The organism is Streptomyces sp. NPDC107471, assembly GCF_055582845.1.
The window spans coordinates 429,385-455,451 of sequence record NZ_JBVJPC010000007.1 but is presented as its reverse complement, the minus strand read 5'-3'; the positions used below and the strand labels follow the sequence as shown (position 1 = coordinate 455,451).

The 26,067-nt window shown below is 71.5% G+C and carries 25 protein-coding genes; 22 read left to right on the top strand and 3 right to left on the bottom strand.

Features of this window, described 5'->3' with window-relative positions:
* The first annotated feature begins 66 nt into the window (after positions 1-66).
* Positions 67-1,668, top strand: coding sequence for an MFS transporter (locus tag ACZ66S_RS25590; protein WP_469903841.1), 1,602 nt, complete (start codon positions 67-69; stop codon positions 1,666-1,668).
* 97 nt (positions 1,669-1,765) lie between these two features.
* On the top strand, positions 1,766-2,938 hold the full coding sequence (locus tag ACZ66S_RS25585) for an acyl-CoA dehydrogenase family protein (protein ID WP_469903840.1): 1,173 nt from the start codon (positions 1,766-1,768) through the stop codon (positions 2,936-2,938).
* A gap of 36 nt (positions 2,939-2,974) precedes the next feature.
* Here the strand turns inward: ACZ66S_RS25585 and ACZ66S_RS25580 are convergent, their stop codons facing one another.
* A complete protein-coding gene (locus ACZ66S_RS25580; protein ID WP_469903839.1) occupies positions 2,975-3,415 on the bottom strand; it encodes a cell division protein SepF in 441 nt (146 codons plus the stop codon).
* A gap of 870 nt (positions 3,416-4,285) precedes the next feature.
* Here ACZ66S_RS25580 and ACZ66S_RS25575 point away from each other — a divergent pair.
* The 3 genes from ACZ66S_RS25575 (at position 4,286) to ACZ66S_RS25565 (ending at position 8,704) form a co-directional block, all read left to right on the top strand.
* Positions 4,286-6,133 (top strand): FAD/NAD(P)-binding protein, encoded by a 1,848-nt coding sequence (locus tag ACZ66S_RS25575; protein WP_469903838.1) that lies wholly within the window; start codon positions 4,286-4,288, stop codon positions 6,131-6,133.
* A gap of 88 nt (positions 6,134-6,221) precedes the next feature.
* Complete coding sequence (locus ACZ66S_RS25570) at positions 6,222-7,292, top strand: LLM class flavin-dependent oxidoreductase (protein ID WP_469903837.1); 1,071 nt, start codon at positions 6,222-6,224, stop codon at positions 7,290-7,292.
* 503 nt (positions 7,293-7,795) lie between these two features.
* On the top strand, positions 7,796-8,704 hold the full coding sequence (locus tag ACZ66S_RS25565; protein WP_469903836.1) for a S1 family peptidase: 909 nt from the start codon (positions 7,796-7,798) through the stop codon (positions 8,702-8,704).
* A gap of 76 nt (positions 8,705-8,780) precedes the next feature.
* On the opposite strand, the gene ACZ66S_RS25560 is transcribed toward ACZ66S_RS25565, so the two are convergent.
* Entirely contained in the window at positions 8,781-9,665 is an 885-nt protein-coding gene (locus ACZ66S_RS25560; protein ID WP_469903835.1) for an alpha/beta fold hydrolase, read from the bottom strand.
* Positions 9,666-9,754: 89 nt separating this feature from the next.
* On the opposite strand from ACZ66S_RS25560, the gene ACZ66S_RS25555 reads away from it, so the two are divergent.
* The 16 genes from ACZ66S_RS25555 to ACZ66S_RS25480 all read left to right on the top strand — a co-directional run bounded on the left by ACZ66S_RS25555 (position 9,755) and on the right by ACZ66S_RS25480 (position 24,997).
* A complete protein-coding gene (locus ACZ66S_RS25555; protein ID WP_469903834.1) occupies positions 9,755-10,678 on the top strand; it encodes a slipin family protein in 924 nt (307 codons plus the stop codon).
* A 232-nt stretch (positions 10,679-10,910) separates the two neighbouring features.
* Entirely contained in the window at positions 10,911-11,993 is a 1,083-nt protein-coding gene (locus tag ACZ66S_RS25550; protein ID WP_469903833.1) for a S1 family peptidase, read from the top strand.
* A 258-nt stretch (positions 11,994-12,251) separates the two neighbouring features.
* On the top strand, positions 12,252-12,407 hold the full coding sequence (locus ACZ66S_RS25545) for a hypothetical protein (protein ID WP_469903832.1): 156 nt from the start codon (positions 12,252-12,254) through the stop codon (positions 12,405-12,407).
* Positions 12,400-12,807: a hypothetical protein gene (locus tag ACZ66S_RS25540; RefSeq protein ID WP_469903831.1), complete on the top strand. Its 408-nt coding sequence runs from the start codon at positions 12,400-12,402 to the stop codon at positions 12,805-12,807. The genes ACZ66S_RS25545 and ACZ66S_RS25540 overlap by 8 nt, the downstream gene beginning before the upstream one ends.
* Before the next feature lie 77 nt (positions 12,808-12,884).
* Positions 12,885-13,460, top strand: coding sequence for a phage tail tube protein (locus tag ACZ66S_RS25535; RefSeq protein WP_469903830.1), 576 nt, complete (start codon positions 12,885-12,887; stop codon positions 13,458-13,460).
* Between the two features lie 38 nt (positions 13,461-13,498).
* Positions 13,499-13,789 (top strand): hypothetical protein, encoded by a 291-nt coding sequence (locus ACZ66S_RS25530; protein ID WP_020139388.1) that lies wholly within the window; start codon positions 13,499-13,501, stop codon positions 13,787-13,789.
* 122 nt (positions 13,790-13,911) lie between these two features.
* The gene (locus ACZ66S_RS25525; protein ID WP_469903829.1) at positions 13,912-14,220 is read left to right on the top strand and encodes a hypothetical protein; all 309 of its coding nucleotides are present in this window, start codon (positions 13,912-13,914) and stop codon (positions 14,218-14,220) included.
* A gap of 66 nt (positions 14,221-14,286) precedes the next feature.
* On the top strand, positions 14,287-14,928 hold the full coding sequence (locus ACZ66S_RS25520; RefSeq protein WP_469903828.1) for a hypothetical protein: 642 nt from the start codon (positions 14,287-14,289) through the stop codon (positions 14,926-14,928).
* Between the two features lie 34 nt (positions 14,929-14,962).
* Positions 14,963-16,162, top strand: coding sequence for a phage tail protein (locus ACZ66S_RS25515; protein ID WP_469903827.1), 1,200 nt, complete (start codon positions 14,963-14,965; stop codon positions 16,160-16,162).
* Positions 16,159-17,019 carry a phage distal tail protein gene (locus ACZ66S_RS25510; protein ID WP_469903826.1) on the top strand — a complete coding sequence of 287 codons (861 nt, stop codon included), beginning with the start codon at positions 16,159-16,161 and terminating at the stop codon, positions 17,017-17,019. The genes ACZ66S_RS25515 and ACZ66S_RS25510 overlap by 4 nt, the downstream gene beginning before the upstream one ends.
* Positions 17,020-17,059: 40 nt before the next feature.
* Entirely contained in the window at positions 17,060-18,142 is a 1,083-nt protein-coding gene (locus ACZ66S_RS25505) for a hypothetical protein (RefSeq protein ID WP_469903825.1), read from the top strand.
* Between the two features lie 25 nt (positions 18,143-18,167).
* Complete coding sequence (locus ACZ66S_RS25500) at positions 18,168-19,172, top strand: hypothetical protein (RefSeq protein WP_469903824.1); 1,005 nt, start codon at positions 18,168-18,170, stop codon at positions 19,170-19,172.
* A complete protein-coding gene (locus ACZ66S_RS25495) occupies positions 19,169-20,296 on the top strand; it encodes a hypothetical protein (protein ID WP_469903823.1) in 1,128 nt (375 codons plus the stop codon). The genes ACZ66S_RS25500 and ACZ66S_RS25495 overlap by 4 nt, the downstream gene beginning before the upstream one ends.
* A gap of 16 nt (positions 20,297-20,312) precedes the next feature.
* Complete coding sequence (locus tag ACZ66S_RS25490) at positions 20,313-20,486, top strand: hypothetical protein (RefSeq protein ID WP_469903822.1); 174 nt, start codon at positions 20,313-20,315, stop codon at positions 20,484-20,486.
* 111 nt (positions 20,487-20,597) lie between these two features.
* On the top strand, positions 20,598-24,032 hold the full coding sequence (locus tag ACZ66S_RS25485) for a DNA polymerase III subunit alpha (protein ID WP_469903821.1): 3,435 nt from the start codon (positions 20,598-20,600) through the stop codon (positions 24,030-24,032).
* Positions 24,029-24,997, top strand: a complete 969-nt coding sequence (locus ACZ66S_RS25480) for a DNA polymerase Y family protein (protein ID WP_469903820.1) — start codon at positions 24,029-24,031, stop codon at positions 24,995-24,997. Before ACZ66S_RS25485 ends, ACZ66S_RS25480 begins: the two co-directional genes overlap by 4 nt.
* Before the next feature lie 13 nt (positions 24,998-25,010).
* Here the strand turns inward: ACZ66S_RS25480 and ACZ66S_RS25475 are convergent, their stop codons facing one another.
* On the bottom strand, positions 25,011-25,385 hold the full coding sequence (locus ACZ66S_RS25475; protein WP_469903819.1) for a cupin domain-containing protein: 375 nt from the start codon (positions 25,383-25,385) through the stop codon (positions 25,011-25,013).
* A 95-nt stretch (positions 25,386-25,480) separates the two neighbouring features.
* On the opposite strand from ACZ66S_RS25475, the gene ACZ66S_RS25470 reads away from it, so the two are divergent.
* The gene (locus ACZ66S_RS25470; protein WP_469903818.1) at positions 25,481-25,924 is read left to right on the top strand and encodes a MarR family winged helix-turn-helix transcriptional regulator; all 444 of its coding nucleotides are present in this window, start codon (positions 25,481-25,483) and stop codon (positions 25,922-25,924) included.
* Positions 25,925-26,067: the final 143 nt, after the last annotated feature.

The following is a 26,067-nucleotide window of genomic DNA, read 5'->3' as shown; positions in this document are numbered from 1 at the left end:
GAGAGCATGGGGAGTCCCCACCCCGTGTGCCCGCCGAACGCGAGGGAACATCTGGGAGGTACGTACATGTCCGGGACGACCACGGCCGCCGATGTGCTGCGCCGTCGGGCGGCCGGGGCCGGTGCAAACCGCTGGGTCGTCCTGGTGGTCCTGTGCGTGAGCCTGCTCCTGGTCGCCCTGGACGCGACCGTGCTGCACGTGGCGGTGCCCGCCGTCACCGAGGACCTCAAGCCCGGCGCGATGGAACTGCTCTGGATCGTCGACGTCTATCCGCTCGTCTGCGCCTCGCTGCTGATCCTGTTCGGCACGCTGGGCGACCGCGTGGGCCGCAGGAGAGTGCTCCTCCTCGGCTACGCCCTCTTCGGCGTCGCCTCCGGTGTCGCCGCCGTCGCGGACACCGCCCAGGTGCTGATCCTCGCGCGGGCGCTGCTCGGCGTCGGCGGCGCGATGATCATGCCCGCGACGCTGTCCATCCTCCGCCAGGTCTTCCCCGACCGGCGTGAGCGGGCGCTCGCGATCGGCATCTGGAGCGCGGTCGCGGCCGTCGGCGCGGCCGTCGGACCGCTGCTCGGCGGCTTCCTGCTGGAGCACTTCTGGTGGGGTTCGGTCTTCCTCGTCAACATCCCCTTGATGCTGGTCAGCCTGCCGGTGGGCCGGCTGCTGCTGCCCGAGTCGAAGGGCAGCGGCGACGGCCCCTGGGACGTGGTCGGCGCACTGACGGCCGCCGCCGGCCTGTTCGCCCTCGTCCTCGGCGTGAAGCGGCTCGGCGGCGGAGACCTCGACGCGTTCACCGCGATTCCGCTGGTCGTGGGCGCTGCCCTGGTCGTCCTCTTCGTACGGCGGCAGCGGCGGCTCACGCATCCCCTGGTGGACCTGCGGATGTTCGGGCGCCCCGCGTTCAGCACCTCGGTCGGCTGCATCGTCCTGGCGATGCTCGCGCTGGTGGGACTCGAACTGATCGCGGCGCAGTACCTCCAACTCGTGCTCGACCTGTCCCCGCTGGAGACCGGTCTGCGGCTGCTGCCACTGACGATCGCCGCGATGGCGGCGGGGCTGGCCGGGGCGCGGCTGCTGCGGAGGTTCGGGCCGCGCCGGATGGTCAGCGCCGGGTTCTGCCTCACGGCCCTGGCCGTGCTGCTGCTGACCGCGATGGGCGACGCGGACAACACGGGCCTGCTGGTGTTCGGGTTCGTGCTGCTCGGCTTCGGACTGGAGACGACCCTATTCGGGGCGTACGAGTCGATGCTCAGTGAGGCCCCGCCGGAGCAGGCGGGCGGGGCCGCGGCGATCGGCGAGACCTCGTACCAGCTCGGCGCGGGCATCGGGATCGCGCTGCTGGGCAGCGTGATGAACGCGGCGTACACCCCCGGCCTCTCGGGCGTGCCCGGCGTGCCGGAGTCGGCGTCCAGGTCGGCCGGGCACTCCCTGGGCGAGGCCTACGAGGTCGCCGGACGCCTCGGCGGGTCGGCCGGGGTGGCCCTGCGCCGGGCCGCCCGGGACTCCTTCGTGCACGGCCTGCACGTGACCTTGCTGGTGAGTGCCGGGTTGTTGCTGCTGGGCGCGGTGATGGCGCTGCGGCTGCCGCGCACGATGCAGTGCGGTGAGGCCCCGGCGGCCGTCGAGCTTCCGGCGCCCAGGGAAGTCGCGGAGTCACGCGTCTCGGCCTGACGGTGTCTGGCTGAGCGGGGGACCGCGCTGTAACGTCGGCCGCGCAGCTTAATTAGCGCCGCTAGTTTCGAGCCGTTCGTCTGCCGGAGGATGTGCCATGCCCCCGTTCGACCCCGCCGACCCCCTCGGCCTCGACGACCTGCTGGAGCCGGAGGACCTGGCGATCCGGGAGACCGTGCGGAGCTGGGCCGCCGACCGCGTCCTGCCCCGGGTCGCCGACTGGTACGAGAAGGGCGAGCTGCCGGAGATCAGGGAACTCGCCCGGGAACTCGGCGGGATCGGCGCGCTCGGGATGTCGCTGAGCGGCTACGGCTGCGCCGGCGCCTCGGCCGTCCAGTACGGACTTGCCTGTCTGGAGCTGGAGGCCGCCGACTCCGGCATCCGCTCCCTCGTCTCCGTGCAGGGCTCCCTCGCCATGTACGCGATCCACCGGTTCGGCAGCGAGGAGCAGAAGCAGCACTGGCTGCCGCGCATGGCCGCCGGTGAGGTCATCGGCTGCTTCGGGCTCACCGAGCCGGACCACGGCTCCGACCCCGCCTCCATGCGGACGTACGCCAAGAAGGACGGCACGGACTGGGTCCTGAACGGGCGCAAGATGTGGATCACCAACGGGTCGGTCGCCGGGGTCGCCGTGGTGTGGGCGCAGACCGACGAGGGGATCCGCGGGTTCGCGGTGCCGACCGACACGCCGGGATTCTCGGCTCCGGAGATCAAGCACAAGTGGTCGCTGCGGGCCAGCGTCACCAGCGAGCTCGTCCTGGACGACGTACGGCTGCCCGCCGACGCGGTGCTGCCGGAGGTGGTCGGGCTCAAGGGGCCGCTGAGCTGTCTCTCGCACGCCCGGTACGGGATCGTGTGGGGCGCGATGGGGGCGGCGCGTTCGTGTTTCGAGAGTGCCGTCGAGTACGCGAAGACACGGGAGCAGTTCGGGCGGCCGATCGGGGGCTTCCAGCTCACCCAGGCCAAACTCGCCGACATGGCGGTCGAACTGCACAAGGGAATTCTGCTCGCCCACCATCTGGGGCGGCGCATGGACGCCGGCCGCCTGCGTCCCGAGCAGGTCAGCTTCGGCAAGCTCAACAACGTCCGCGAGGCCATCGAGATCTGCCGTACGGCGCGGACGATCCTCGGTGCCAACGGTATCTCGCTGGAGTACCCCGTGATGCGGCACGCGACGAACCTCGAGTCGGTGCTCACGTACGAGGGCACCGTCGAGATGCACCAGCTCGTGCTGGGCAAGGCGCTCACCGGACTGGATGCCTTCCGGTGAACCCTGCTGGGGGCAGGGCCGGTGAGCGGCCCTGCCTCAGCTCTGGTTGAAGAAGCCGTCCGTGCGGCGCGCGGCCGGGTCGCCGTTCACGATCTCGGTGTTGGCCGGGGTCAGCAGGAACACCCGGGTGGACACGCGCTCGATGGAACCGCGCAGTCCGAAGATCAGCCCCGCGGCGAAGTCGACGACGCGCTTGGCGTCACCGGCCTCCATCGCGGTGAGGTTCATGATGACGGGCACGCCCTCACGGAACAGCTCGCCGATGGCGCGGGCATCCCGGAAGCTGTCCGGGGTCACCGTGCCGATGCGACGGCCCTTCTCCTCGGCGACGTCCGAGGCCACCTTGACCCGGGGGTCGGTGACCCAGGCATCCCCGGGCTCGGTCCCTTCGGAGTATCCGTCGTCGTCGTAGTAACGCTCGTCATCGTTGTCGTCAACGAGGCCCAGCCAGGCACTCGCCTTGCGCACCGATCCCATGGACGCCTCCTCTCACAGCGGTTTCTCTTGCTTCTGTATCCCTATGGTCATCCATGATGCGGATCGCGCGCCAAGTGGATAGCCGCCGCGCGGGGGGTTTGTGACGGTACTGGTGCACAGCGAATACGTCGAGAGCCCAGGTACCCCAAGGGTCGCGTCCCATACGGCTGCTGACTGTGAGTGAAATATGATTCTTCACGGCGTACGGGTGAGGCGCGGGGCGTACGGGTGAACGCCACGCCCGGGACGAACCCGCTGCTCAACGCCGTGCCGGCCACGGGGAATCGTCGTTCGCGGATTCGCCGGGCCCGTCGCCGTCCGCTTACGGGTATCGAATCTGACGATTGCTCAGGCGTACGGGCGCGGGAAGAAGAGGTTTCCTGGGAAAGAAGAAACGCCGGGTGAGGGGAGGGCGCGTGTGAAGGCGGGGGCGCCTGTGAAGGCGGAGAAGGAGAACGCGAAAGGCGCCCCGCGGACGCGGGGCGCGCAGTGGGTCAGCTCAACAGGAAGAGGACCACACGCGACCGAGGTCGATGTGGGAGCGCTTGACCAGCCACTGCTGCGGATGCATGGGGCAAGTGGAACAGGCATCCGGTGCGGCGTCAACCGACTTGAGACGTACCGCTCACAGTGTGGACAGCCTTGACAGTCCGGGGAAACGGCCCCGTAGTCTCGGCGGACGCGGCCCTGCTGAGGGGCTCGGCCGCGTCAGACGTACGCGTGTGAAGGCATCGATCCGAGTTCGACCGACTCGATGCCACGGAGCCCACGCATGCCCTCCCACACCCCTGTCACCACCCCCGCCGCACCCGACGGCCGCGCACCGCGCGAGCATCCGGAACGGCTGATCCCCGGCTCGGGGCGCACCCGATGAGGCGCTCACTGGTGATCGTCGGAGCCGGGCCGCGGGGCACCGGCCTGATCGAGCGGATCGCCGCCAACGCGCCCGAGCTGTACGACGGTCCGGGGCTCGACCTGCACCTGGTGGACCCGCACCCGCCCGGCGCCGGACGCATCTGGCGCGCGGCCCAGTCACCGCTGCTGTGGATGAACTCGCACGCCGAGGACGTCACCATGTTCACCGACGAGACGGTGGACATGGCCGGACCCGTGCGCCCCGGCCCCACCCTGCACGAGTGGGCCGGCATCGACGGCCGCACTTTCGCGGACCGGCAGCTCCAGGGCGCCTACCTGCGCTGGGTGCACGAGCAGGCGGTGGCCGCGCTGCCGTCGTCGGTCCGCGTCCACCACCATCCGCGACGTGCCGTGCGGGTGAGCGGACCGCGCGACGGACACCAGCGGGTCTGGCTGGCGGGCCGCCCGCGCCCGCTCCTCGCCGACCTGGTCGTCCTCGCCCTGGGCCATCTCGACGCCGAACCCGACGACGAACAGACGGGGTTGGCGGAGTACGCCCGGACCCACGGTCTCGTCCATCTGCCGCCCGACTTCACCGCCGACAGCGACCTGTCCGCCCTCGCGCCCGGCGAACCGGTCCTGGTGCGCGGGTTCGGGCTCGCCTTCGTCGACCTGATGGCGCTGCTCACCGAGGGCCGCGGCGGACGGTACGACGGGGACACCTACGTCCCGTCGGGGCGGGAGCCGGTGCTGCACGTCGGATCGCGGCGCGGAGTGCCGTACCACTCGAAGATCGGCTACGACTGGACCGGGGAGCGGCCGCCCCTGCCCCGCTTCCTGGGGCCGGCCCAGATCGACGGGCTGCTCGCCCGGCCGGAGGGCTTCGACTTCCGGCGGGACGTGTGGCCGCTGGTGGAGAAGGAGCTCGGATTCGCGCACTACCACCGGCTGTTCACCGTGCACCCGGAGCGGACGGTGCTGTCCTGGGCCGACTTCGACGAGAAGTACGCGGCCGCCGGGGACGCCGTCGAACGCGCGGCCCTGGTGGCCTCCGCCGTCCCCGATCCCCGCGACCGGCTCGACCTCGCCGTGCTCGACCGGCCGCTGGAGGGAGTGCGGTACGCGACGCACGAGGAGTTCCAGGAAGGGCTGCGGGCGTACGTCGAGGATGACCTGAGACGGCGCCATGACCGGCGGCACAGTCCCGACCTGGCGGTGTTTCTGGGGCTGCTCTCCGTCTACGGGCAGGTGGTCCGGCTCGGGGACATCGGCGGCTGGTGGCACGGGTTCTTCAGCTACCTCGCCTCCGGGCCGCCCGGGCCCCGGCTGCGGCAGTTGCTCGCGCTGTCCCGGGCCGGGGTGCTCAGGTTCGTCGGGGCCGACATGGAAGTGCGTGCGGCGGACGGGGTGTTCCGGGCGTCGAGCCCGACCGTGCCGGGCCACCTGGTCGAGGCGCGGGCACTGGTCGAGGCCCGGCTGCCCGAACCGACCGTCCGGCGGGCCCGCGATCCGCTGCTGCGCGGGCTGCACGCCGAGGGCGTGGGCGAGACCCCGGACGGGCTGCTGCGCGTGGACCGTGCCGACGGGCGGCTCCTGGACCGGTCGGGCCGGCCGCACCCACGGCGCTTCGCGCTCGGGCCGCACACCGACGGCCGTACACCGGGCGCCTTCACCCGGCCCCGTACCGGCGGCCCCGCGTTCCGGCAGAACGACGCGACCGCGCGGGCCGTGCTGCTGTTCCTCTCGGGGGCGGACGGGTCGGACGGGGCGGACGGGGCGGCGGGGGCGGCCGGGTCGGCCGGGTCGGCCGTCACCGCGGCTGGTGAATCGAGGTCCTCGACGGTGCTCTCCGAGGCGCGGTGAGCGACCGACCCGGCCGCCGGTCCGCCGCTCGGGGTCGCTCCCTGGCGCGGCGGGCCGGATTCCCTCTTCCCCGAAAGGACTTCTCCACATGGCTTCCTCGTTCGGCCGGGGGCTGGTGCACCTGGCCGCCGCCCTCGACCGGCCCTCGTCGTACGACGTGGCTTCCTGTGTCGAGGCGGCGCGGCTCGCCGAACGCGGCGGGCTCGACTTCGTGACCCTGGACGACACGTTCGCCGGGCCCGGCCTCGACGCGCTCTCCGTGCTGTCCCGCGTCGCGCCCGCCACCGACCGGATCGGCCTGGTGGCCGCCGTCCCGGCCCCGCACACCGAGCCGTGCCAGGCCCATGCCGGCGTCGCGGCCCTCGACCGGATCAGCGGGGGCCGCGCCGGCTGGTGGATCGATGTCATGACCGCCGAGGGGAGGGGGCGTCCACCAGGCCGTGGGCCGGCGGGGCCGGACGGCGCACGGTGGCAGGAGACGGAGGAAGGCGCCCGGGGGACGGTCGGGTCGGGGGATGTGCCGGTCGGTGCCGTCGGTGCCGTCGGTGCCGTCGGTGACCGTGACGGGCCGCACCGCGTCGGCTTCCGGGGCGCGTCCTCCTCCGTCAAGGCTCCGCCGACGGTCGTGCCGGGATCTCCGTACGGCCGGCCGGTCCACGTGGTCGACGCCACCGACGGGGCCGCCCGCAGGGCCGCCGCCCGGTACGCCGACGTGGCTCTCGTGCGCGCCGCCAGTGCCGCACAGGCCACCGCCGTACGGGACCAACTCCGCCGTATGGCAGCGGAGTTCGGGCGCCGTCCCGACGAACCGCGGGTCCTTGCCGCGCTCCTCGTCGATCTCGGGGACGGCGAGCACGCGGCCGAGCCGGGGCACGGCGGCGGCGGTCCCCGCCAGAGCGTGCGGGGGCCGTTGTACCGGGGCGGCCCCGTCGACCTCGCGGAACTGATCGCCACCTGGCACGGCGAGGGTGTCGTCGACGGCTTCCACCTCACGCCCGCCGAACCGGCGCGCGACCTGGAACGGCTCGTCAACGGCACGGTGGCGGTGCTCCAGCACCGCGGACTGTTCCGCACCTTCTATCCGGGCAGCACGCTCCGCGAACACCTGGGCCTCGCCGGGCCCGCCCGGCGGGAAGCCGGGAACGGCAGAGCCTCGTGAGCCGCGTGGGGATGCCCGCGGGTCGCTCGCTCCCGGGCGCCCGCCGCCGTCGCGGGCGTCGCGCGGGGGAATCGCCGGGGGACTGTTTTCGGCGATCCGGCGCACGAGGACGACAACCGCGGATTCCGTTTCCGTACCAGGGCGCGCCGGACGCCGACGGCCGTACCCAAGGCGGCCTCGACCGGGCGCCGTTGACGCCACGTCCCCTCGCCGACCACGGCGTCTGCGGCCTTCTGCCTCCACGGGGGGCTCCGGAAGACGCCGTCGCGGCGACGGAGCGGGACGTGTCCGGGGGCGTTGTGGTTCCCGCTGAAACACAAAGGTCTTTCAAAGGTTGAAGGCCGAAAGGCGCCCTTGCGCCGACCGTCCGTTCGGCCGAATACTCCCCCTCAGCGCTTGTCAGGAGCACGGCGTGTTCGTAAACCGGACACTCGGGCCGCTGACTGCGCCTCACGGGCCCCGACCCCACGCGGGCCCCCGACTTCCCTTGGAGGGAACGAAACGTGAGGATCAAGCGCACCAACCCCCGCAGCGGCATCACGAGACGGACCCGGCTGATCGCCGGCACCACCGGCCTCGTGGCCGCGGCCGCGATCGCGGTCCCCAGCGCGACCGCGAACGCTGCCACCCCGTTCAGCACCGCCGAACTCAAGAGCGCCAGCAGTTCGGTCCTCAAGGCCGACATCCCGGGCACCGCCTGGGCCGTCGACAGCAAGACCAACCGTGTCGTCGTCACCATCGACAGCACGGTCTCGCAGGCCGAGATCGCCAAGATCAAGGAGCAGGCCGGCAGCAACGCCGACGCGCTCACGATCAAGCGGACCCCGGGCAAGTTCAACAAGCTGATCTCCGGCGGCGACGCCATCTATGCGAGTAGCTGGCGCTGCTCCCTCGGCTTCAACGTCCGCAGCGGCAGCACCTACTACTTCCTGACCGCCGGTCACTGCACCGACGGCGCGGGCACCTGGTGGTCGAACTCCGGGCACACCTCCACGCTCGGTTCGACGGCGGGCTCCAGCTTCCCGACCAACGACTACGGGCTCGTCCGGTACTCGTCCAGCTACCCGACCTCGTCGATCTCCGGCACCGTCGGAAGCGTCGACATCACCAGTGCCGCCACCCCGAGCGTGGGCACCACGGTCTACCGCCGCGGTTCCACCACCGGCATCCACAACGGTCGGGTCACCGCGCTGAACGCCACCGTCAACTACGGCGGCGGCGACGTCGTCTACGGCATGATCCAGACCACGGTCTGCGCCGAGCCCGGCGACTCCGGCGGCCCGCTCTACTCCAACAGCGGTATCGCCTACGGTCTGACCTCCGGCGGCAGCGGCAACTGCTCCTCCGGCGGCACGACCTTCTTCCAGCCGGTCACCGAGGCCCTGAGCGCCTACGGCGTCAGCGTCTTCTAGACCCGGACACGGTCAGCAGCACGACCGGCACCCGGCGAACCCCCGTACGCATCCGCCGTACGGGGGTTCGTCGTGGTCATGGCGCGGTCCGCTGCGCCGGCGCGCAGAGCCAGTCCAGTACGGCGGGCAGGGCCTCCAGGGCGCCGAAGTGCCCGGTGTCCCGCTGGAGGACGGGCCGCACCCGGGGGATGCGGGCCGCAAGCCAGGTGAAGTGGCCGACGGGGGAGAGCGTGTCCCGGGCGCCGTGCCACAGCAGGACCGGCCGGGTGACGGCCGCCGGGTCGAAGCCCCAGTCGCTGAGCAGGGCGAGGTCGTCGTCGAGCCAGCCGTACGCCGAACCGCGCAGCGCCTCCCGGTAGGTGCGCAGCAGCATCTCGCCGACCGCCGGGACGGAGAGGATCCGCCGGTCGGAGTCCGTGAGCCCGTCGCGCAGGGAGACGAGCAGGTGTGCGGGATCGCGCCGGATGTCGGCGGCCCGGGCGGCGCGGCGCTCGGCGAAGGCGAGCGGGTCGGTGAGCGCCCGGGTGAACTCCTCGACCCGGGACGCGGCCATGCCGTCGAACCAGCTCAGGTCCCGCGCGTTCGGAGGCGCGGGTGACGCCAGCGCCGCCGCCCGCCGTACCCGCGAGGGCAGCAGCGCTGCGCAGGCCAGGGCGTGCGGGGCGCCGCCGGAGAGGCCGAGCACGCAGAAGCGGCCGAGGCCGAGGGCGCCGGCCAGTTCCGCCACGTCCCGGGCGGCGTCGGCCACGCGGCGGCCCGGCAGACGGTCCGAGTCGCCGTAGCCGGGGCGGTCGTAGGCGACGAACCGGATGTGCGGGTGCGCGGCCACGACTTCCTCGGGTACGACGCCGAAGCGGCAGCCCGGGGTGTCGTGCAGCAGGACGACCGGGCTGCCGTCCGGGTCGCCGTACTCCTCGACGGTCAGGCGTCGGCCGTCCCGTGTCCTGATGCCGTGGGCCACCTGTGTCCTCCGTCTCCCCTTCGTGTACACAGCGGAGTTACCGTCGAAGTACACACCTTGAGCGCCTGGTTCGGACCCTGGGGGTCGCGATGGTCGAGGAGCTGGTGGCGGCGGGCGTGACGCTCGTGTCCGCCGGAGCGGTGTACGTGATGGCGGCCGCGCGGGTCGTCAAGCAGTACGAACGGGGCGTGGTCTTCCGCCTCGGAAAGCTCCTGCCGGAGGTGCGCGGGCCGGGGTTCACGCTGATCGTCCCGGGCGTCGACAAGCTCCGGAAGGTCAACATGCAGATCGTGACCATGCCGGTGCCCGGGCAGGAGGGCATCACCCGGGACAACGTCACGGTGCGGGTGGACGCCGTCGTCTACTTCAAGGTGACCTCGCCGGCCGAGGCGGTCGTGCGGGTCGAGGACTACCGGTTCGCCGTCGCGCAGATGGCGCAGACCTCGCTGCGGTCGATCATCGGCAAGAGCGAGCTGGACGATCTGCTGTCCAACCGCGAAAAGCTCAACCAGGGGCTGGAGTTGATGATCGACAGTCCCGCGGTGGAGTGGGGCGTCACGATCGACCGGGTGGAGATCAAGGACGTCTCCCTGCCCGAGACCATGAAGCGGTCCATGGCCCGGCAGGCGGAGGCGGACCGGGAGCGGCGGGCCCGGGTCATCAACGCGGACGCGGAGCTCCAGGCGTCGAAGAAGCTGGCCGAGGCGGCCAAGGAGATGTCCGAGCAGCCCGCCGCGCTGCAACTGCGGCTGCTGCAGACGGTGGTGGCGGTGGCGGCGGAAAAGAACTCGACGCTGGTGCTGCCGTTCCCCGTCGAACTGCTGCGGTTCCTGGAGAAGGCGCAGCAGGGGGTGGGGGCGCCGGTCGCACAATCTCCGACGCCGGTCCCGCAGTCTCCGGTGCCGGCCGCTCCGGTGCCGCAGCCGGTGGAGCAATCGGTGCAGGAGCAACGTGCGTCTCTTGAGCCCCGGCCGGATCGGGATTCCGCAGGGGCGAATTCAGGACAGGACTAGACCTCACAGGCTGATGAGGTGTTACTCGCTCGTAGTGTTTGCAGCGTGAACGGCCAGTGGTGACCGTGGACCGTCAAAATACCGGGGGCGCGCAACCGCGTTCTACGCGCGTCCGGAAGTCACCCTTGTGCGCTCCCCGCGGGGTTCGGAAGAGTGAGGGCTCGTCAACCAGCCTTCCGGCCCCCGAGACCCCCACAGTCTCCGGGGCCGACCCCCCACAGGAGGACGCGAGTTGCAGCACCGACGCATACCCAGGCGGCGGATCGTCGTGGCGGGCGCGGGTGTCACCGCGCTGGTCGCCGCGGGAGTCACCTTGCAGACTGCGAACGCCAGCGAGACGCCGACCGCGCCGGAAGTGAGGACCCTCTCGGCCCTCGCGGCCGGAAAGCTCGCCTCGACGCTCGGGACGGAACTCGGCGCGGACGCGGCGGGGACGTTCTACGACGCGAAGACCAAGAGCCTTGTGGTGAACGTGCTCGACGAGGACGCGGCGCGGACCGTCACGGCGGCCGGGGCCTCGGCCAGAGTCGTCTCCCACTCACTCGCCGAGCTGAGGAGCGCGCGCACCACACTCGCCGAGGACGCGACCGTCCCGGGCACGTCCTGGGTGACCGACCCCACCACCAACAAGGTCGTCGTCACCGCCGACCGCACGGTCTCCGCCGCCGAGTGGGCCAAGCTCACCGAGGTGGTCGACGGACTGGGCCAGGTGGCCGAACTCCAGCGCACGAAGGGGGAGTTCAAGCCCTTCATCGCGGGCGGCGACGCGATCAACGGGTCCGGCGGGCGGTGCTCGCTCGGCTTCAACGTGGTCAAGGGCGGGGAGCCGTACTTCCTCACCGCCGGGCACTGCACCGAGGCGATCTCGACGTGGTCGGACGCCGGCGGCAAGCAGATCGGCACCAACGAGGTGTCGAGCTTCCCGGACAACGACTACGGGTTGGTGAAGTACACGGCCGATGTCGCCCACCCCAGCGAGGTGGACCTCTACAACGGGTCCGCGCAGGCGATCACGGGGGCCGCGGCGGCGACCGTCGGCCAGTCGGTGACGCGGAGCGGGTCCACGACCCAGGTGCACTCCGGGAGGGTCACCGGGCTGGACGCGACGGTGAACTACGGCAACGGCGACATCGTGAACGGGCTGATCCAGACCGATGTGTGCGCGGAGCCGGGGGACAGCGGCGGCTCGCTGTTCTCGGGGAGCAGCGCGATCGGGCTGACGTCCGGTGGCAGCGGTGACTGCACCTCCGGCGGGGAGACGTTCTTCCAGCCGGTGACGGAGGCGCTGTCGGCGACGGGTGCGTCGATCGGCTGATCGTTCGGTGGGCCGGTCGTGCGGTCCGGCGGTGCGGTCCGGTGGTGCGTGGAGTCCCGTCCCCTGTGTGGGGGCGGGACTTCCGCGTTTTCCCGCCGCCGCTGTCCGTCATCGTTATCCGTTCGAGACCTCAAGTTGCTCACGTCGTGCTTGGGGCGGCCGTTACATTTGCGGTTCCTGGGGCTTCAACTTCCGCTTGACCAATGGAAGTTGATCACTCGTCAGGTCCTCACAGGCAATCGTTTCGGGGGAAACGCTGTGCAGAAGATCCAGTTGACCTATTGGTGGGACGGGCACGAGCCCGGTGACGTCGTGGACGTCGACGACCCGACCGCGCGGGAACTGCTCGGTGTCATCGCGCGGCCCGCGGAGGGCAGCGACGACGCCGAAGACTCCGCAGACTCCGATGAGTGAGCCGTACGTCACCTTTCCGGACGTCGAGCAGTTGGTCGTCGACCTGCTCAAGGACCGCAGCGAGCTGGCGGGTGTCGTCGTCGACGTGGAGCCGCCCTCGGGGTTCGACGGTTCGCAGCGTGCCGTACTGGTCTCCCGGATGGGCGGTGCCTGGGCGGAGGATCCCCGGCTCGACAACCCGCTGGTCGACCTGGAGGTGTACGGCCCCTCCAAGGCGGCCGCCCACACCGTCTCCCTCGTCGCGCGTTCCCTGATGCTCCAGCTCCGGGGGGTGCGCCACGGCGGGGCGACCGTCGTGGACGTCGTCGAGGAGGACGGGCCGCGCTGGCTGCCCGACTACCGGCACGGCAGTGCCAACCGCTACGTCTCGACCACCCGCCTGGTGGTCCGCCCGGCCTGAACGGCCGTACTCCCGGCGTGACTTCGCCGTACTCCCCACCTCAGCACGTCATGTCCATCTCCCAGCAAGGAGCAGTGATGGCCGGAACGAACGCCAAGGAGATCCGGGTCGCGGGCAGTGGCCGTGTGCTCATCGCCCCGCTCGCCACCGCACCGCCCGCCGACACCGCCGCGGCGTGGGGTGCCGGGTGGAAGGACCTCGGCTACACCACCACCGACGGGGTCAAGATCTCCAAGAAGGACAAGCTGGACCCGGTGGACACCTGGCAGAGCGTCAGCTCGGCGAGGTTCGTCTACTCCGACCGCGACCTCAGCTTCAAGTTCCAGCTCCTCCAGCTCAACGAGGACACCCTGCCGTTCTTCTTCGGCGGCGGGCAGGTGAAGGAGACGGCGACCGGGTCCGGCCTCTACAAGTACGAGCTGGCGGCCGAGCCGAGGTTCGACGAGCGGATGCTCGGGCTGGAGTTCACCGACGGGGACGAGGTCAAGTACCGCATGATCGTCGCCCGCGGTCAGGTGACCGAGACGGAGGAGGTCGCGCTCGTCCGTACCGCGCCCGTGAAGCTCGGCGTCACCTTCACCGCGCTGGCCACGGTGGACGGTGCTCCGCTGGCGACCTTCCTGATGAAGGACCCGAGCTTCAGCGCGGCCTGATCCCTTCGTCCTCTCTCGCAGCAAGGAGCTCCACCGACATGGCCCCCTTCAACGTCAACGCCGCCCGTGCCCAGCGCCTCGAAGCAGTCGGAAAGAACTGGGAGTTCGAGGTGGACGGGGATGTGTTCCGGCTGCCCACCGAGTTCCCGCGCAGCATCGCCAAGCAGATCGCCGCGCTGGACGACAACGACATCGACGGGTTGCTGGCGCTGCTGCTCGGCGCGGAGCAGTTCGAGCGCTTCTGCAAGTACGACACCAGTGTCCAGGACGTCTCCGCGATCCTGGAGGCGTACGGCAACGACACCGGCATGTCGTTGGGGGAAGGCTGAGCCTCGGCGCGCTGGTCGACGAGCACGCCGAGGCTCTGGAGGCGGATCTGCTCCGCCATTACGGGGTCGACCTGCTCGACTGGCACCGGGGCCGGCTCTCCTCCCGCCGGCTGCGGGTCCTCGTGGAACACCTTCCCGCGGACTCGTCCTTCGCCCGGGCGGTCCACGGCGAACAGGCGGACTGGACGGTCACGGACCATCTGCTGGCCGCGGTCGTCGACCATCTCGCCGTGGCCAACTGGATGTTCGCGACGGTCAACCGCGACGAGGACACGGAACCGGCGGAGTATCCGGAGGCGGTGCCGCGACCGGGTGGCGGCCCGGGCCGACTCGCTGCGACGCCGGACGGTACGACGGCCGGTCTGTCGGTCACCGGAGAGGAACGATCGGCGAGCCCTGCCGAGATCGTGGCGTTCTTCGGTTCCCCCTGAGACACCTTGGACGAGAGAAGGCCATTGATGTCCCACCCTCCTTCATTGCCCAGTCCGGTCGAGCAGTTGCAGCAGCGGATCAGTGACCTGGAGAAGGCGGCGTCGAAACCCATCCTGCTGAAGTTCATCGAGGTCACCACGGAGGAAAAGGTGGCGCTGGCCCTCGGGTCGGGAAAGGTGGAGGGGATGGTGGCCAACATCGCGGCCAACGCGATGAAGGCCGAGTTCAATTTCTTCGATCCCGTCAAGTTGTTCGGGCTCCAGGACAAGTACGACGAGTGGTTCCTGAACAGGTTCCGCTCGGAGGAGAAGCGGAAGGAAGCCAGGGACCAGAAACCCGAGAACCTCCTGGCCGAGGCCAACAAGGCCAAGGAGGAGATCACCAGGGTGAAGAACCGGCTGACCACGTTGGAAGGCAGGCTGGACAAGCCGAAGAGTCTCAGTGAGCTGCGCAAGGACGTCACTGAGAACCACACGTGGGCCCAGAACCAGATCAAGGATCTGAGGGGCAGGAAGAAGAACCCGCGTGACGACATCCCCTCGGTCAGGCGCAACACCCCGGACCCGAACCTCCGCCAGTTGCACCAGCAGGAGAGGCAGCTCAGGGCGACCATCGCGCACTTCGTTCGCGTCGTGAAGGGAGCAGTTCCCGAAGCGGCCGCTCTTTCGCGGGAGATGGCCCAGATCGAACGGGAGCTGAAGAAGTGAGCTGTCCGCCCCGCCCGCCCCACAGGAGTCGACCATGAGAACCGCACTGGTTCAGGCAACGAGCGCGCTCACCCGCTTCCGGACCGCGATGACCCAGACGACCGCGGCCGGAAGCCGCCTGCGCACCGCTGCGACCGGGGCCAGCAGTTCGGTTGACCGGCTCAAGAGTGCGGCCACCCAGGCCAGTACCGCCACCGGCCGGCTGCGGACCTCCGCCACCCAGGCGAGCGCCGGGCTCAACCAGGTGCGGACCGCCGCCGCCCGGGCGTCCACCGATGTGCAGCGGGCCGGGCGGAACGCCGCGTCGGGCGGCGGGCTCTTCTCCCGGTTCAGTCAGGGACTGCGCACCGCCACCACCGCCCAGCGCGGCCTCAACACCGCCATGAAGGCCAACATCCTCGGCGCCATCCTCGCCCTGATCATGCCGCTCATCACCAAGCTCATCGACATGGCGATGCAGTCGAAGACCGTGCAGGCCGTCATGCAGGCGGCGTTCAAAATCATCGGGCAGGTGGTGGGGACGGTCATGAAGGGGGCGTCGGTCGCCATCAACTGGCTGATCGACGCGGGCAAGAACGTCGTCAACTGGCTCAAGGCCAACTGGCCGTTGCTCGTCGCCATCCTCACCGGCCCCGTGGGCATCGCCGTGCTCGCGATCGTCAAGCACTGGGACCGGATCAAGGAAGCGGTCGGGTCGGTGCGGGACTGGATCGTCGACAAGTGGAACGCCGTGGTGGATTTCCTGCGGGGCGTACCCGGGAAGATCTGGGGGTTCTTCGCCGAACTCCCCGACAAGCTCCTGCACTTGGGCGGCGACATCGTCATGGGGCTCATCAACGGCATCAAGAACTCGGCATCCGCCCTGCTCAACACCGTGAAGAACTTCATCGTCAACACCATTCCCGGACCCATCCGCAGCATCCTGGGCATCTCGTCCCCGTCCAAGGTGATGATGGGCTTCGGCGGTGACGTCGGCGAAGGACTCGCCCTCGGCATGGAGGGCGCCGGGACCAGGGTGGCCGGAGCCGCCGGCCGGCTCGCCAGTGCCACCGCGCGCGGGGTGATCGGGCCCGGCTACGGCCTCACCGGCACCGCCGCCCGCTCGGGAGGCCGTACGGCAGCGGCGGCGGCCACCGCCCCCGTCACCGTCAACGTCCACCCCCGCCCCGGCCAGTCCGAGTACGAGATCGGCCGGATCACCGCCCGCGAACTCGCCTGGGCGGCCAAGCGATGAGCGGGCGCCAGCTCCAGCAGCCGGTGTTCGAGGTGGACGGCTGGGCCGGGAACACCGTCGACGACGACGGTGTCGAGTGGTGGGTCACCAGCGAGCAGGGCTGGGCCGCCACCCCGCCCGTCCGGCTCACCCTGACCGACCGCCCCGAACGGCACGGCGCGTTCGACGCCCCCTCCTACCGGGGACCTCGCGTGGTCACCCTGGAGGGCATGGCCATCGCCCCCGAACGCGCCGTACGGGAGGAGGCCAAGGACCGGCTGGCCGCCGTGCTCGCCGACGGCAGCACGCTGTCGCCGCTCGTCGTCACCGAACCGCACCGCGTGCGGCGGGCGTTGGTCCGGCTCACCGCCGAGACGAAGATCGTCGACCGCAAGTCCGGTGCCTTCGAGTTCTCCCTGACCATGACCGCGCCGGACCCGCTGCGGTACTCGTACGGACTCAACAGCAGCACCTGTCCGCTGCCCTCCTCCAGCGGCGGTGTCGCCTTCCCGCTCTCCTTCCCCCTGGACTTCGGCAGCGGCTCCTCGGGCGGCCGGCTGCTCCTGGAGAACAAGGGCACCGTCCCGACCTGGCCGGTCTGGCGGATCGTCGGCCCGTGTGTGCAGCCGGTGATCAGCAACACCGAGACCGGCGAGGAACTCGCCTTCGAACTCACCCTCCAGGAAGGCGAGTTCCTGCTCGTCGACACCGACGCGCGCTCGGTCCTCCTCCAGGGCACGGCCTCCCGCCGCGCCACGCTGCGGCCCGGCTCGGACTGGTTCCCGCTCCGGCCGGGCGCGACGCCCGTGCTCTTCCGCGCCCGCGACTACGCCCCGGCCGCCCGGCTGACCGCGGAGTGGCGGGACGCCTGGCTCTGACCGGCCCCGACAGCTCCCCAGACAGAAGGAACGCACCCGCATGGCTGACTTCGAGCGCGACTCCGGATGGCTCTCCGGCAGCGTCGTCGACGCCGAGGACGCCCGGCTCGCCACCGGTGTGCTCGCCTCGGCGGCGGCCGACCCCGGCAACCCGATCGCGGCCCGCACCGGCATCCGGCCGGGCCCCGGCAGCCCGGGCAACGTCGAGGCGACCTCCACCCCCTCGCGCAATGTCACGGTCCGCCCCTTCCAGGGGGTCGTCCAGGGCACCCGTACCACCGCCGCGGGCGCGTACCTGATCACGCTCGCCCAGCAGAAGACCCTCGACGTGCTGACCGCGGCCCCGGCCGACTCGTCCAACCCGCGCATCGCCCTCGTCGTGGCCCAGCAGACCGACCGGCAGTACGGCGACGAGAGCGACGGCATGCTCGTCCGGGTGATCGCCGGGAAGGCCGCGGTGACGCCGGTCGCGCCCACGGTCACCGGCGACGTCCTGCCCCTCGCCCAGATCACCGTGCGGGCGAACGCGGGCTCCGTCACCCAGGCGGACATCAAGGATCTGCGGGTGTTCACCGTGGCCGCGGGCGGAGTGCTGCCGTTGCAGTCCTACGAGTCGCTCCCCGCCGACGGCTACTCGGGCCAGCGGCTGTACGACCTGGAGAGCGGCCTCGATCTGGTGCGCACCGGCACGGCCTGGCGCCCCGCGGTCACGGGGGCGGTGGAGTTCTTCGGCCCGGCCGACCCGGGCTGGCCGCTGACCAGCGGCTCGGCGGGAGCCACCGGGTACACCTTCAACCAGGTCACCGTGCCCGCGGCGCCGTACCCCCGCATGCTGCTGATCACCGGGCAGTTGTACGCGGTGACCTCGGGTGCCGACGAGCGGTGGGACCACGTGGTGCGCAAGCAGGACGGGACGGCCGTGTCCCTCGCCTGCTTCCACGGCGGCCCCAGCAGGATCACCACCAGCGTCGCCCAGGGGCATTACCTGCTGCCCGCCGCGACACCGCTGGTACTGACCCAGTACGTCGCCCGGGGCGGTGGCATGACCACCGGTACCGCCGGCGTGGGCTCGTCCGCAGCGCACTACACCGGCCTGCGTGTGATCGCGTTCCCCGTCCCGTGACGCCCCGACCGGAAGAGGCATCCCCATGAGCACGCCCACCCCAGAACGCGACTCCGGCTGGATCTCCGGCGGAGTCGTCGACGCCGAGGACGCCCGACTGGCCACGGGCGTGTTCGCCGCGCCCGGGCCCAGCCCGGTCCAGGCCCGCAGCGGCATCCGGCCGGCCACCGGGGACCCCGGCCGGGTCCAGGCCACCGCCACCGTCTCCGGCAAGGTCACCGTCGCCCCGTTCCAGGGGGTGATCCAGGGGACCCGGGCCAGCGCGACCGGCGCCTACCTCGTCACCCTCGGCCAGCAGAAGACCCTCGACGTGCTCGGCACGAACCCCGCCGACTCCAGCAACCCGCGCAACGACCTCGTGATCGCCCGGCAGCGCGACGCGCAGTACGGCGACGCCGGCACCGGCATGACCGTGGAACTCGTGAAGGGGACCGCCGCCGCCACCCCCGGCGATCCCGCGGTGACCGGCGACTTCATCCCGCTCGCCCGGATCAGGGTGGCGAAGAACGCCTCCTCGGTCGGCGCCGCCGACATCGACGACCTGCGTCCCTGGACCGCGGCGGCCGGCGGCATCCTGCGGGTCTGGGGCGAGGGCGGCCGGCCCACGTACCCCTACTCGGGCATGTACATCCACCGCTGGGACACCAACCACCTGGAGTGGTACGACAGTTCGACAGGCTGGCGGGCGGTCAACAACGACACCGGCTGGACCACGCTCACCCCGTCCGCCAACTGGACCGTGTACAACAACGAGACACCGGCCGTCCGCCGGGTCGGCGCGGTCGCCTATCTGCGCGGTGCGATCCGCACCGGTGTCGCCCAGTCCGCCAACCCCACGGTCGTCATGAACCTCCCGGCCGCCTTCCGCCCGGCGGTACGGCACCACTGGTACGCGGTGCTCGGCGGCACCCGGACGGGCGTGGAGGGCATCGTCGACACCGACGGCAACGTGAACCTCTACCCGCAGACCTCCGCCCTGCCCGCCGACCAGTTGGTCTACGTCAACACCACCTGGCTGGTGGGCCAGTGACCGGTCGTCCGACCCGCTACACCTATTACACCGCCGACCTCGCCACCGGTGCCATCACCGATGAACTGCCTTTGTACGACGCCACGTTCAGCACCGAGCTCAACGAAGCGGGCGAGTTCCGGGCCCGGTTGCCGCTGGGGGACCCGCGGATCGGTGTCCACCGCCCCCGCGAACTCACCGAGCCGGGCCGCGCCGCCCTCTACGTCGAGCGGGACGGCGTCCTCGTCTGGGGCGGGGTGATCTGGACCGTCAAGTACACCTCCGCCGACCAGCATCTGGAGCTCGGGGCGGCCGGTTTCCTCTCCTACTTCGACCACCGCCGCGTCCTGCCGGCCGCCTTCGACCCGGCCGTGTCCGACCTGGCCTCGGTCTCGGTTCCCTTCACCGACCGCGACCAGTCCGACATCGCCCGCGACCTCGTCGCCATCGCCCAGGCCCATCCCGGCGGCGACATCCGGGTACGCCCCGAGGCCGACACCCGCTCCGGCATCGCCCGCACCCTGGTCTACCCCGGCAGCGACCTCAAGAGCACGGGGGAGGCGCTGCGGGAACTGGCCAGCCTGGAGGACGGCCCCGACTTCCTCTTCGACATGGCGTACGGCGGCGACGGCCGTCCCGTGCGCAGACTGCGCGTGGGCACCCCGCACCTCGGCCAGCAGGGCACCCCGCACGTGTGGGAGTACGGCGCCAACCTCATCGGCTACACCTGGCCGGCCGACGGCGCCTCCACCGCGAGCCGGGTCTTCGCCCTCGGCGAGCAGGGCGAGTCCAGCCAGCTCGTCGCGGTCGCCGAGGACACCGCCACCGGGCGCCCGCTCACCGAGACCGAGGTCTCCTACGTCCATCTCACCGACCCGGAGCTGCTGCGCTCCCAGGCCCGCTCGGCCCTCGCCGCCGTCTGCGCCCCGGTCGTCCTGCCCGAGCTGACCGTGCGCGCCGACCTGGAGCCGGTCCTCGGCTCCTACCAGGTCGGCGACGACGCCCTCGTCGTCATCAAGGACGTGTTCTTCCCGGAGGGCGTCCGGTTCGGCGTACGGATCACCGGGATCGAGGTCACCCCGGGCAACGACGCGGGCGAGGAGCAGGTCCAGCTCACCGTCACCCCCGCCACCGACACCCCCTGAAGCCGAGGAGCACCCCGTGACCAGGATCAACCGCCCCGACACCCTTCTGACCGAGCTCCGGGACATCAAACGGCGGCTGCACGCCCTGGAGACCGCGCAGCGCGCGACGGCCGCCGGGGCCCCGCAGGGCGGCACGGCCGAGCCCCGCGGAGAGGAATCCACCGAGACCGACACATCCGGGTCCGAATAGCCGTTTCCGCAGGTGGGAGGCGGCTCGAACACCATCGTACGCATGTTCGGTTTTTGGTCTATGGTGGAGGTGAGGCGATAGGGAACTGATGTTCGACAGCGGGAGGTGCGGATGCCTGGCTTCACTCATCTGCACACCGTCTCCGGGTTCTCCCTGCGCTACGGCGCCTCGCACCCGGAGCGCCTCGCCGAGCGCGCCTCCGAGCGGGGCATGGACGCCCTCGCGCTCACCGACCGCGACACCCTCGCGGGCACGGTCCGGTTCGCCAAGGCCTGCGCGAAGGCGGGAGTGCGTCCGCTGTTCGGGGCGGAGCTGGCCGTGGCGGAGGGCGAGCCGGTACGGCAGGAGCGGCGCCGCGCCCCCGTGCGCGGAGGCGCCTTCGTCGACGAGTCGGCTCCCCGTGTCACCTTCCTCGCCCGGGACGGCGCCCGCGGCTGGGCCGACCTGTGCCGGCTCGTCACGGCGGCGCACGCCGACAAGGACGAGCGGGGCACGCCCCTGGTGCCCCGGGCCGAGAACCGGGGGGACGGGCTGACCGTGCTGCTCGGGCCCGACTCCGATGTCGGCCGCGCCCTCGGCGCCGGCCGCCCCGACCGGGCCGCCCGGCTGCTCGTGCCCTGGCGGGAGACCTACGGCGACGCGCTGCGCCTGGAAGCCGTCTGGCACGGACGCGAGGGCACCGGACCCGGCTCCCTGCGGCTGGCCGCCCGTACGGTCGGATTCGCCGCCGAGCAGCGGGTCCGGCCCGTGCTCAGCAACGCCGTACGGTACGCCGACCCCGGTCAGGGCCCGGTCGCCGACATCCTGGACTCCGCCCGCCGCCTGGTCCCCGTCGGCGCCGTCAGGGAACTGGACTCGGGCGAGGCCTGGCTCAAGGACGCGGGCGCGATGCTGGCGGCCGCCGAGCGGATCGTCGAGGCCGCGGGCTTCCGGCGCGACACCGCGAACCGGCTGCTGGAGCAGACGCGGGCGACGGCCGCCGAGTGCCTGGTCGACCCCGAGGACGACCTCGGGATCGGCACCGTCCACTTCCCCGAACCGCACCTCGTCGGCGCGGGCCGGCGCAGCGCCCAGCGGGCCCTGGCCTCCCGGGCGGCGGCCGGGATGGTGCTGAAGGGATACGCGGGCCGGCGCGCCTACTGGGAGCGGATGCACGAGGAACTGGGCATCATCGCCCACCACGGCTTCGCCTCCTACTTCCTGACGGTCTCTCAGGTCGTCGACGACGTACGGGACATGGGCATCCGGGTGGCCGCGCGCGGCTCCGGCGCCGGTTCCCTGGTCAACCACCTGCTGGGGATCGCCCACGCCGACCCCGTCGAGCACGGACTGCTGATGGAGCGGTTCCTGTCCAAGCGGCGGCTCGCGCTGCCCGACATCGACATCGACGTGGAGTCCGCGCGCCGCATCGAGGTCTACCGGGCGATCATCGGGCGGTTCGGGACCGAGCGGGTCGCCACCGTCTCGATGCCGGAGACGTACCGGGTGCGGCACGCGATCCGGGACGTGGGGGCGGCCCTGTCCATGGACCCCGCCGACATCGACCGCATCGCCAAGTCCTTCCCGCACATCCGGGCACGGGACGCCCGCGCGGCCCTGGAGGAGCTGCCCGAACTCAAGGCGCTCGCGGAGGAGAAGCAGCGGTACGGCAGGCTGTGGGAGCTGGTCGAGGCGCTCGACGCGCTGCCCCGCGGAATCGCCATGCACCCGTGCGGGGTGCTGCTCTCCGACGCGTCCCTGCTCCGCCGTACCCCGGTCGTGCCGACCAGCGGCGAGGGGCTGCCCATGTCGCAGTTCGACAAGGAGGACGTCGAGGACCTCGGGCTGCTCAAGCTCGATGTGCTGGGCGTGCGGATGCAGTCGGCGATGGCGCACGCGGTCACGGAGGTGGAGCGGGCGACGGGGGAGCGGGTCGACCTGGACGCCGTGCCGCCGGGCGACCCGGAGACGTACCGGCTCATCCGGTCCACCGAGACGCTGGGGTGCTTCCAGATCGAGTCGCCGGGCCAGCGGGACCTGGTCGGGCGGTTGCAGCCGGCCACCTTCCACGATCTCGTCGTGGACATCTCGCTCTTCCGGCCCGGTCCGGTCGCCGCCGACATGGTGCGGCCGTTCATCGAGGCACGGCACGGACGGGCGCCCGTCCGGTATCCGCACCGGGACCTGGAGCGGCCGCTGAAGGAGACGTACGGGGTCGTCGTCTTCCACGAGCAGATCATCGACATCGTCGACATCATGACCGGGTGCGGGCGCGGCGAGGCGGACCAGGTGCGGCGCGGGCTGTCCGACCCGGAGGCGCAGGGCCGGATCCGGTTCTGGTTCGCCCAGCACGCGGCGGCGAACGGATACAGCGCGGAAACGATTCAGCGCACCTGGGAGATCGTCGAGGCCTTCGGGTCGTACGGCTTCTGCAAGGCGCACGCGGTCGCCTTCGCCGTACCCACGTACCAGTCGGCGTGGCTGAAGGCGCACCACCCGGCGGCCTTCTACGCCGGGCTGCTCACCCATGACCCCGGGATGTACCCGAAGCGGCTGCTGCTGGCGGACGCGCGGCGGCGCGGGGTGCCGATCCTGCCCCTGGACGTGAACGAGTCGGGAGTCGCACACAGGATCGAACTGGTGTCTGATAACCCTTCGGTGTGGGGCCTGCGGCTCGCCCTCTCCGACGTGCACGGCATCAGCGAGGCCGAGGCGGAACGGATCGCCCAGGGGCAGCCGTACTCCTCGCTGCTGGACTTCTGGGAGCGGGGGCGGCCCAGCCGTCCGGTGGCCGGGCGGCTCGCCCAGGTGGGCGCGTTGGACGCCTTCGGCGCCAACCGGCGTGATCTGCAACTGCACCTGACCGAGCTGCACCGGGGCGCCCGCGCCGGCCGCGGGGGCCAACTCCCCCTGTCCGGCGGGCGGAAGACGGCCTCGGTCGGGCTGCCCGACCTGTCCTCCGTGGAGAAGCTCAGCGCCGAGCTGGGAGTGCTGTCGATGGACGTCTCGCGCAATCTGATGGACGACCACCGGGAGTTCCTCGAGGAGTTGGGCGTGGTCGGCGCGCGACGGCTGCGCGAGGCGCGGCACGGTGAGACCGTGCTGGTCGCGGGGGCCAAGGCGGCCACCCAGACACCGCCGATCCGGTCCGGCAAGCGGGTCATCTTCACCACCCTGGACGACGGCACCGGCCTGGTCGACCTGGCCTTCTTCGACGACTCGCACGACACCTGCGCGCACACCGTCTTCCACTCCTGGCTGCTGCTGGTGCGCGGGGTGGTGCAGCGGCGCGGACCGCGCAGCCTCAGCGTGGTGGGCGCGGCCGCCTGGAACCTCGCCGAACTGGTCGAACTGCGGGACGGGGAGGGCCTCGACGCGGTGGCGGCACGCCTGGCCGAGCCGGTGCCGGACAAGGCCGGGGACGCGACCGGCGATCCGACCGGCGGCCGGCGAATCCAAATGCCGACGGGATACGAACTGCATCCGTGGGCCGATCTGCGACCGGCGGGTCAAGAGGCCTCACAGACAAGGAAGTTGTGGCACCAGAGTCCGGGGAGTGCGGGATGACCATCCTCTGCGTACGTTTCCAACTGCCGCCGACGCGGGAGGCGGCCCTGCCCGAACTGCTGGGCCTCCTGGAGGAGTTCACCCCGGTCGTCGAGGCGCTGCCGCCGGACCGGGCCCTGGTCGATCTACGTGGTGCCGAACGGTACTTCAAGCGGGACGCCGTCGAACTGGCCTCGGTGATCCGGGTCCGCGCCCTCGCCCTGCACGGCGTCGACTGCGCGATCGGCGCCGGACCCGGGCCGATGCTGGCCCGCATGGCGCTGAAGGACGCCCGGCCCGGGGTGACCCGCTCGGTGCCCGAGGGCGCGGCGGCGGAGTTCCTCGCCGGCCGGCCCGTCGCCGCGCTCCCCGGCGTCGGCACCGCCACCGCCCGCACCCTGTGCGAGTACGGCCTCGACACCCTGGGCCGGGTCGCCGCCGCACCCCTGTCCACGCTCCAGCGCCTGGTCGGCGCGAAAGCCGGCCGCGAACTGCACGAGAAGGCGAACGGCGTGGACCGCGGCCGGGTGGTCCCGAACGGTGTCTCCCGGTCACTCGCCACCGAACGCCCCTTCAACCGCGATGAGTTGGACCCCGACCGGCACCGCCGCGCCCTGCTCTCCGCCGCCGAGGAACTGGGCTCCCGGCTGCGCGCCCTCGACAAGGTCTGCCGCACCCTGACCCTCACCGTCCGCTACGCCGACCGCACCGCGACCACCCGCAGCCGCACCCTCGGTGAACCGACGGCCCACTCGGCGGCCCTCACCCGGGCGGCCTACGGCATGTACGAGGCGCTCGGTCTCCAGCGCGCCCGGGTCCGCTCCATGGCCCTGCGCGCCGAGGGCCTCGACCCCGCCGAACAGGCCTCCCACCAGCTCACCTTCGACCCCACCGACGAGAAGCTCCGCCGTGTCGAGGAGGCCGCGGACCGCGCCCGGGCGCGGTTCGGACCGCTGGCGGTGCTGCCGGGGACGCTGGCCGCCTAGGCCAGGCCCCGGGTCAGTTGGCCCACGGCGGGGTGATCCGGGTGCCGTCCGCCAGCGTCGCCTCCAGACCGACGGAGGTGGTGACCCAGGTGAGGGCGGTGTGATCGGTGGGGTTCTCGACGGCGAAGGTGACCCCGGCGGTGACGATCACCGTGTCGCCCGCGGTGATCCGCTGGGTGGTGTCGTCGAGGGTGACCAGGAGTTCGCCGATGAGCAGGTGGAAGATCTCCTCACAGCTGACGGTGTGAGCCGGCGCCTTCGTCCCCGCGGGGATCTCGCCCCGCCAGGCGCAGAGCTCCTTGGTGCCGGTGAGGGGGGTGGCGTACGAGACGAAACGGGCGCCGTGGATCTCGTGGGTGACGGCCTCGGACGAGCGGACGACGGGCATGGGACCTCCAGGTCGACAGATGGTCAAGCAGCTTGACTATATGGCTCTATGGTCAAGCTGCTTGACCAATTCGTCAAGGGTGTTTCAATGCCTGGATGCAGAACTCCGAAGCCCTCGCCCTGTCCGCCGCTCTGCTCGCCGCCGCCGGCGACCTGACCCAGCGCATCAACGACGGGGTCGTCGCCCGGGGCTTCGAGGCACGGCCCGCCTGGGGCTTCGCGTTCACACGGCTCGCGCCGGACGGGGCGACGGTCACGGAACTCGCCGCCCACCTCGGGGTGACCAAGCAGGCCGCGAGCCAGCTCGTCGACGAGATCGTCCGCAAGGGGTACGCCGAACGGCGGCCGCATCCCGGGGACGCGCGGGCCCGGCTCGTGGTGCTGACCGAGCGGGGGTGGGCCTGTACCCGGGCGGCGGAGGAAGCCGCCGCGGAGGCCGTGCGGGCGTGGGTCGACGTACTCGGTGAGAGTGAAGTGCGCGCGTTGCGCGACCGATTGGGGCGGATCGCTCCCTATGGTCCCATCAGGCCCGCCTGGTGACGGTTCATCAGCAGACGCATGCGCGACGGTTAGCGCTGGAAGTTTTTACTGACGCGTAACTTCACAAGTGCACTACTCGTCCGTAACTTTCGAATTGAACAGCATCCTCGTGATCCGGGTCACAGGGCGTACGGCCATCGCAC

Bases quoted from the DNA above. Each gene is read 5' to 3' on its own strand.
- ACZ66S_RS25590 (WP_469903841.1), top strand. From the start codon at position 67: ATGTCCGGGACGACCACGGCCGCCGATGTGCTGCGCCGTCGGGCGGCC.
- ACZ66S_RS25555 (WP_469903834.1), top strand. From the start codon at position 9,755: ATGGTCGAGGAGCTGGTGGCGGCGGGCGTGACGCTCGTGTCCGCCGGA.
- ACZ66S_RS25540 (WP_469903831.1), top strand. From the start codon at position 12,400: ATGAGTGAGCCGTACGTCACCTTTCCGGACGTCGAGCAGTTGGTCGTC.
- ACZ66S_RS25530 (WP_020139388.1), top strand. From the start codon at position 13,499: ATGGCCCCCTTCAACGTCAACGCCGCCCGTGCCCAGCGCCTCGAAGCA.
- ACZ66S_RS25585 (WP_469903840.1), top strand. From the start codon at position 1,766: ATGCCCCCGTTCGACCCCGCCGACCCCCTCGGCCTCGACGACCTGCTG.
- ACZ66S_RS25505 (WP_469903825.1), top strand. From the start codon at position 17,060: ATGGCTGACTTCGAGCGCGACTCCGGATGGCTCTCCGGCAGCGTCGTC.
- ACZ66S_RS25515 (WP_469903827.1), top strand. From the start codon at position 14,963: ATGAGAACCGCACTGGTTCAGGCAACGAGCGCGCTCACCCGCTTCCGG.
- ACZ66S_RS25485 (WP_469903821.1), top strand. From the start codon at position 20,598: ATGCCTGGCTTCACTCATCTGCACACCGTCTCCGGGTTCTCCCTGCGC.
- ACZ66S_RS25510 (WP_469903826.1), top strand. From the start codon at position 16,159: ATGAGCGGGCGCCAGCTCCAGCAGCCGGTGTTCGAGGTGGACGGCTGG.
- ACZ66S_RS25580 (WP_469903839.1), bottom strand. From the start codon at position 3,415: ATGGGATCGGTGCGCAAGGCGAGTGCCTGGCTGGGCCTCGTTGACGAC.
- ACZ66S_RS25570 (WP_469903837.1), top strand. From the start codon at position 6,222: ATGGCTTCCTCGTTCGGCCGGGGGCTGGTGCACCTGGCCGCCGCCCTC.
- ACZ66S_RS25535 (WP_469903830.1), top strand. From the start codon at position 12,885: ATGGCCGGAACGAACGCCAAGGAGATCCGGGTCGCGGGCAGTGGCCGT.
- ACZ66S_RS25500 (WP_469903824.1), top strand. From the start codon at position 18,168: ATGAGCACGCCCACCCCAGAACGCGACTCCGGCTGGATCTCCGGCGGA.
- ACZ66S_RS25575 (WP_469903838.1), top strand. From the start codon at position 4,286: ATGAGGCGCTCACTGGTGATCGTCGGAGCCGGGCCGCGGGGCACCGGC.
- ACZ66S_RS25475 (WP_469903819.1), bottom strand. From the start codon at position 25,385: ATGCCCGTCGTCCGCTCGTCCGAGGCCGTCACCCACGAGATCCACGGC.
- ACZ66S_RS25470 (WP_469903818.1), top strand. From the start codon at position 25,481: ATGCAGAACTCCGAAGCCCTCGCCCTGTCCGCCGCTCTGCTCGCCGCC.
- ACZ66S_RS25480 (WP_469903820.1), top strand. From the start codon at position 24,029: ATGACCATCCTCTGCGTACGTTTCCAACTGCCGCCGACGCGGGAGGCG.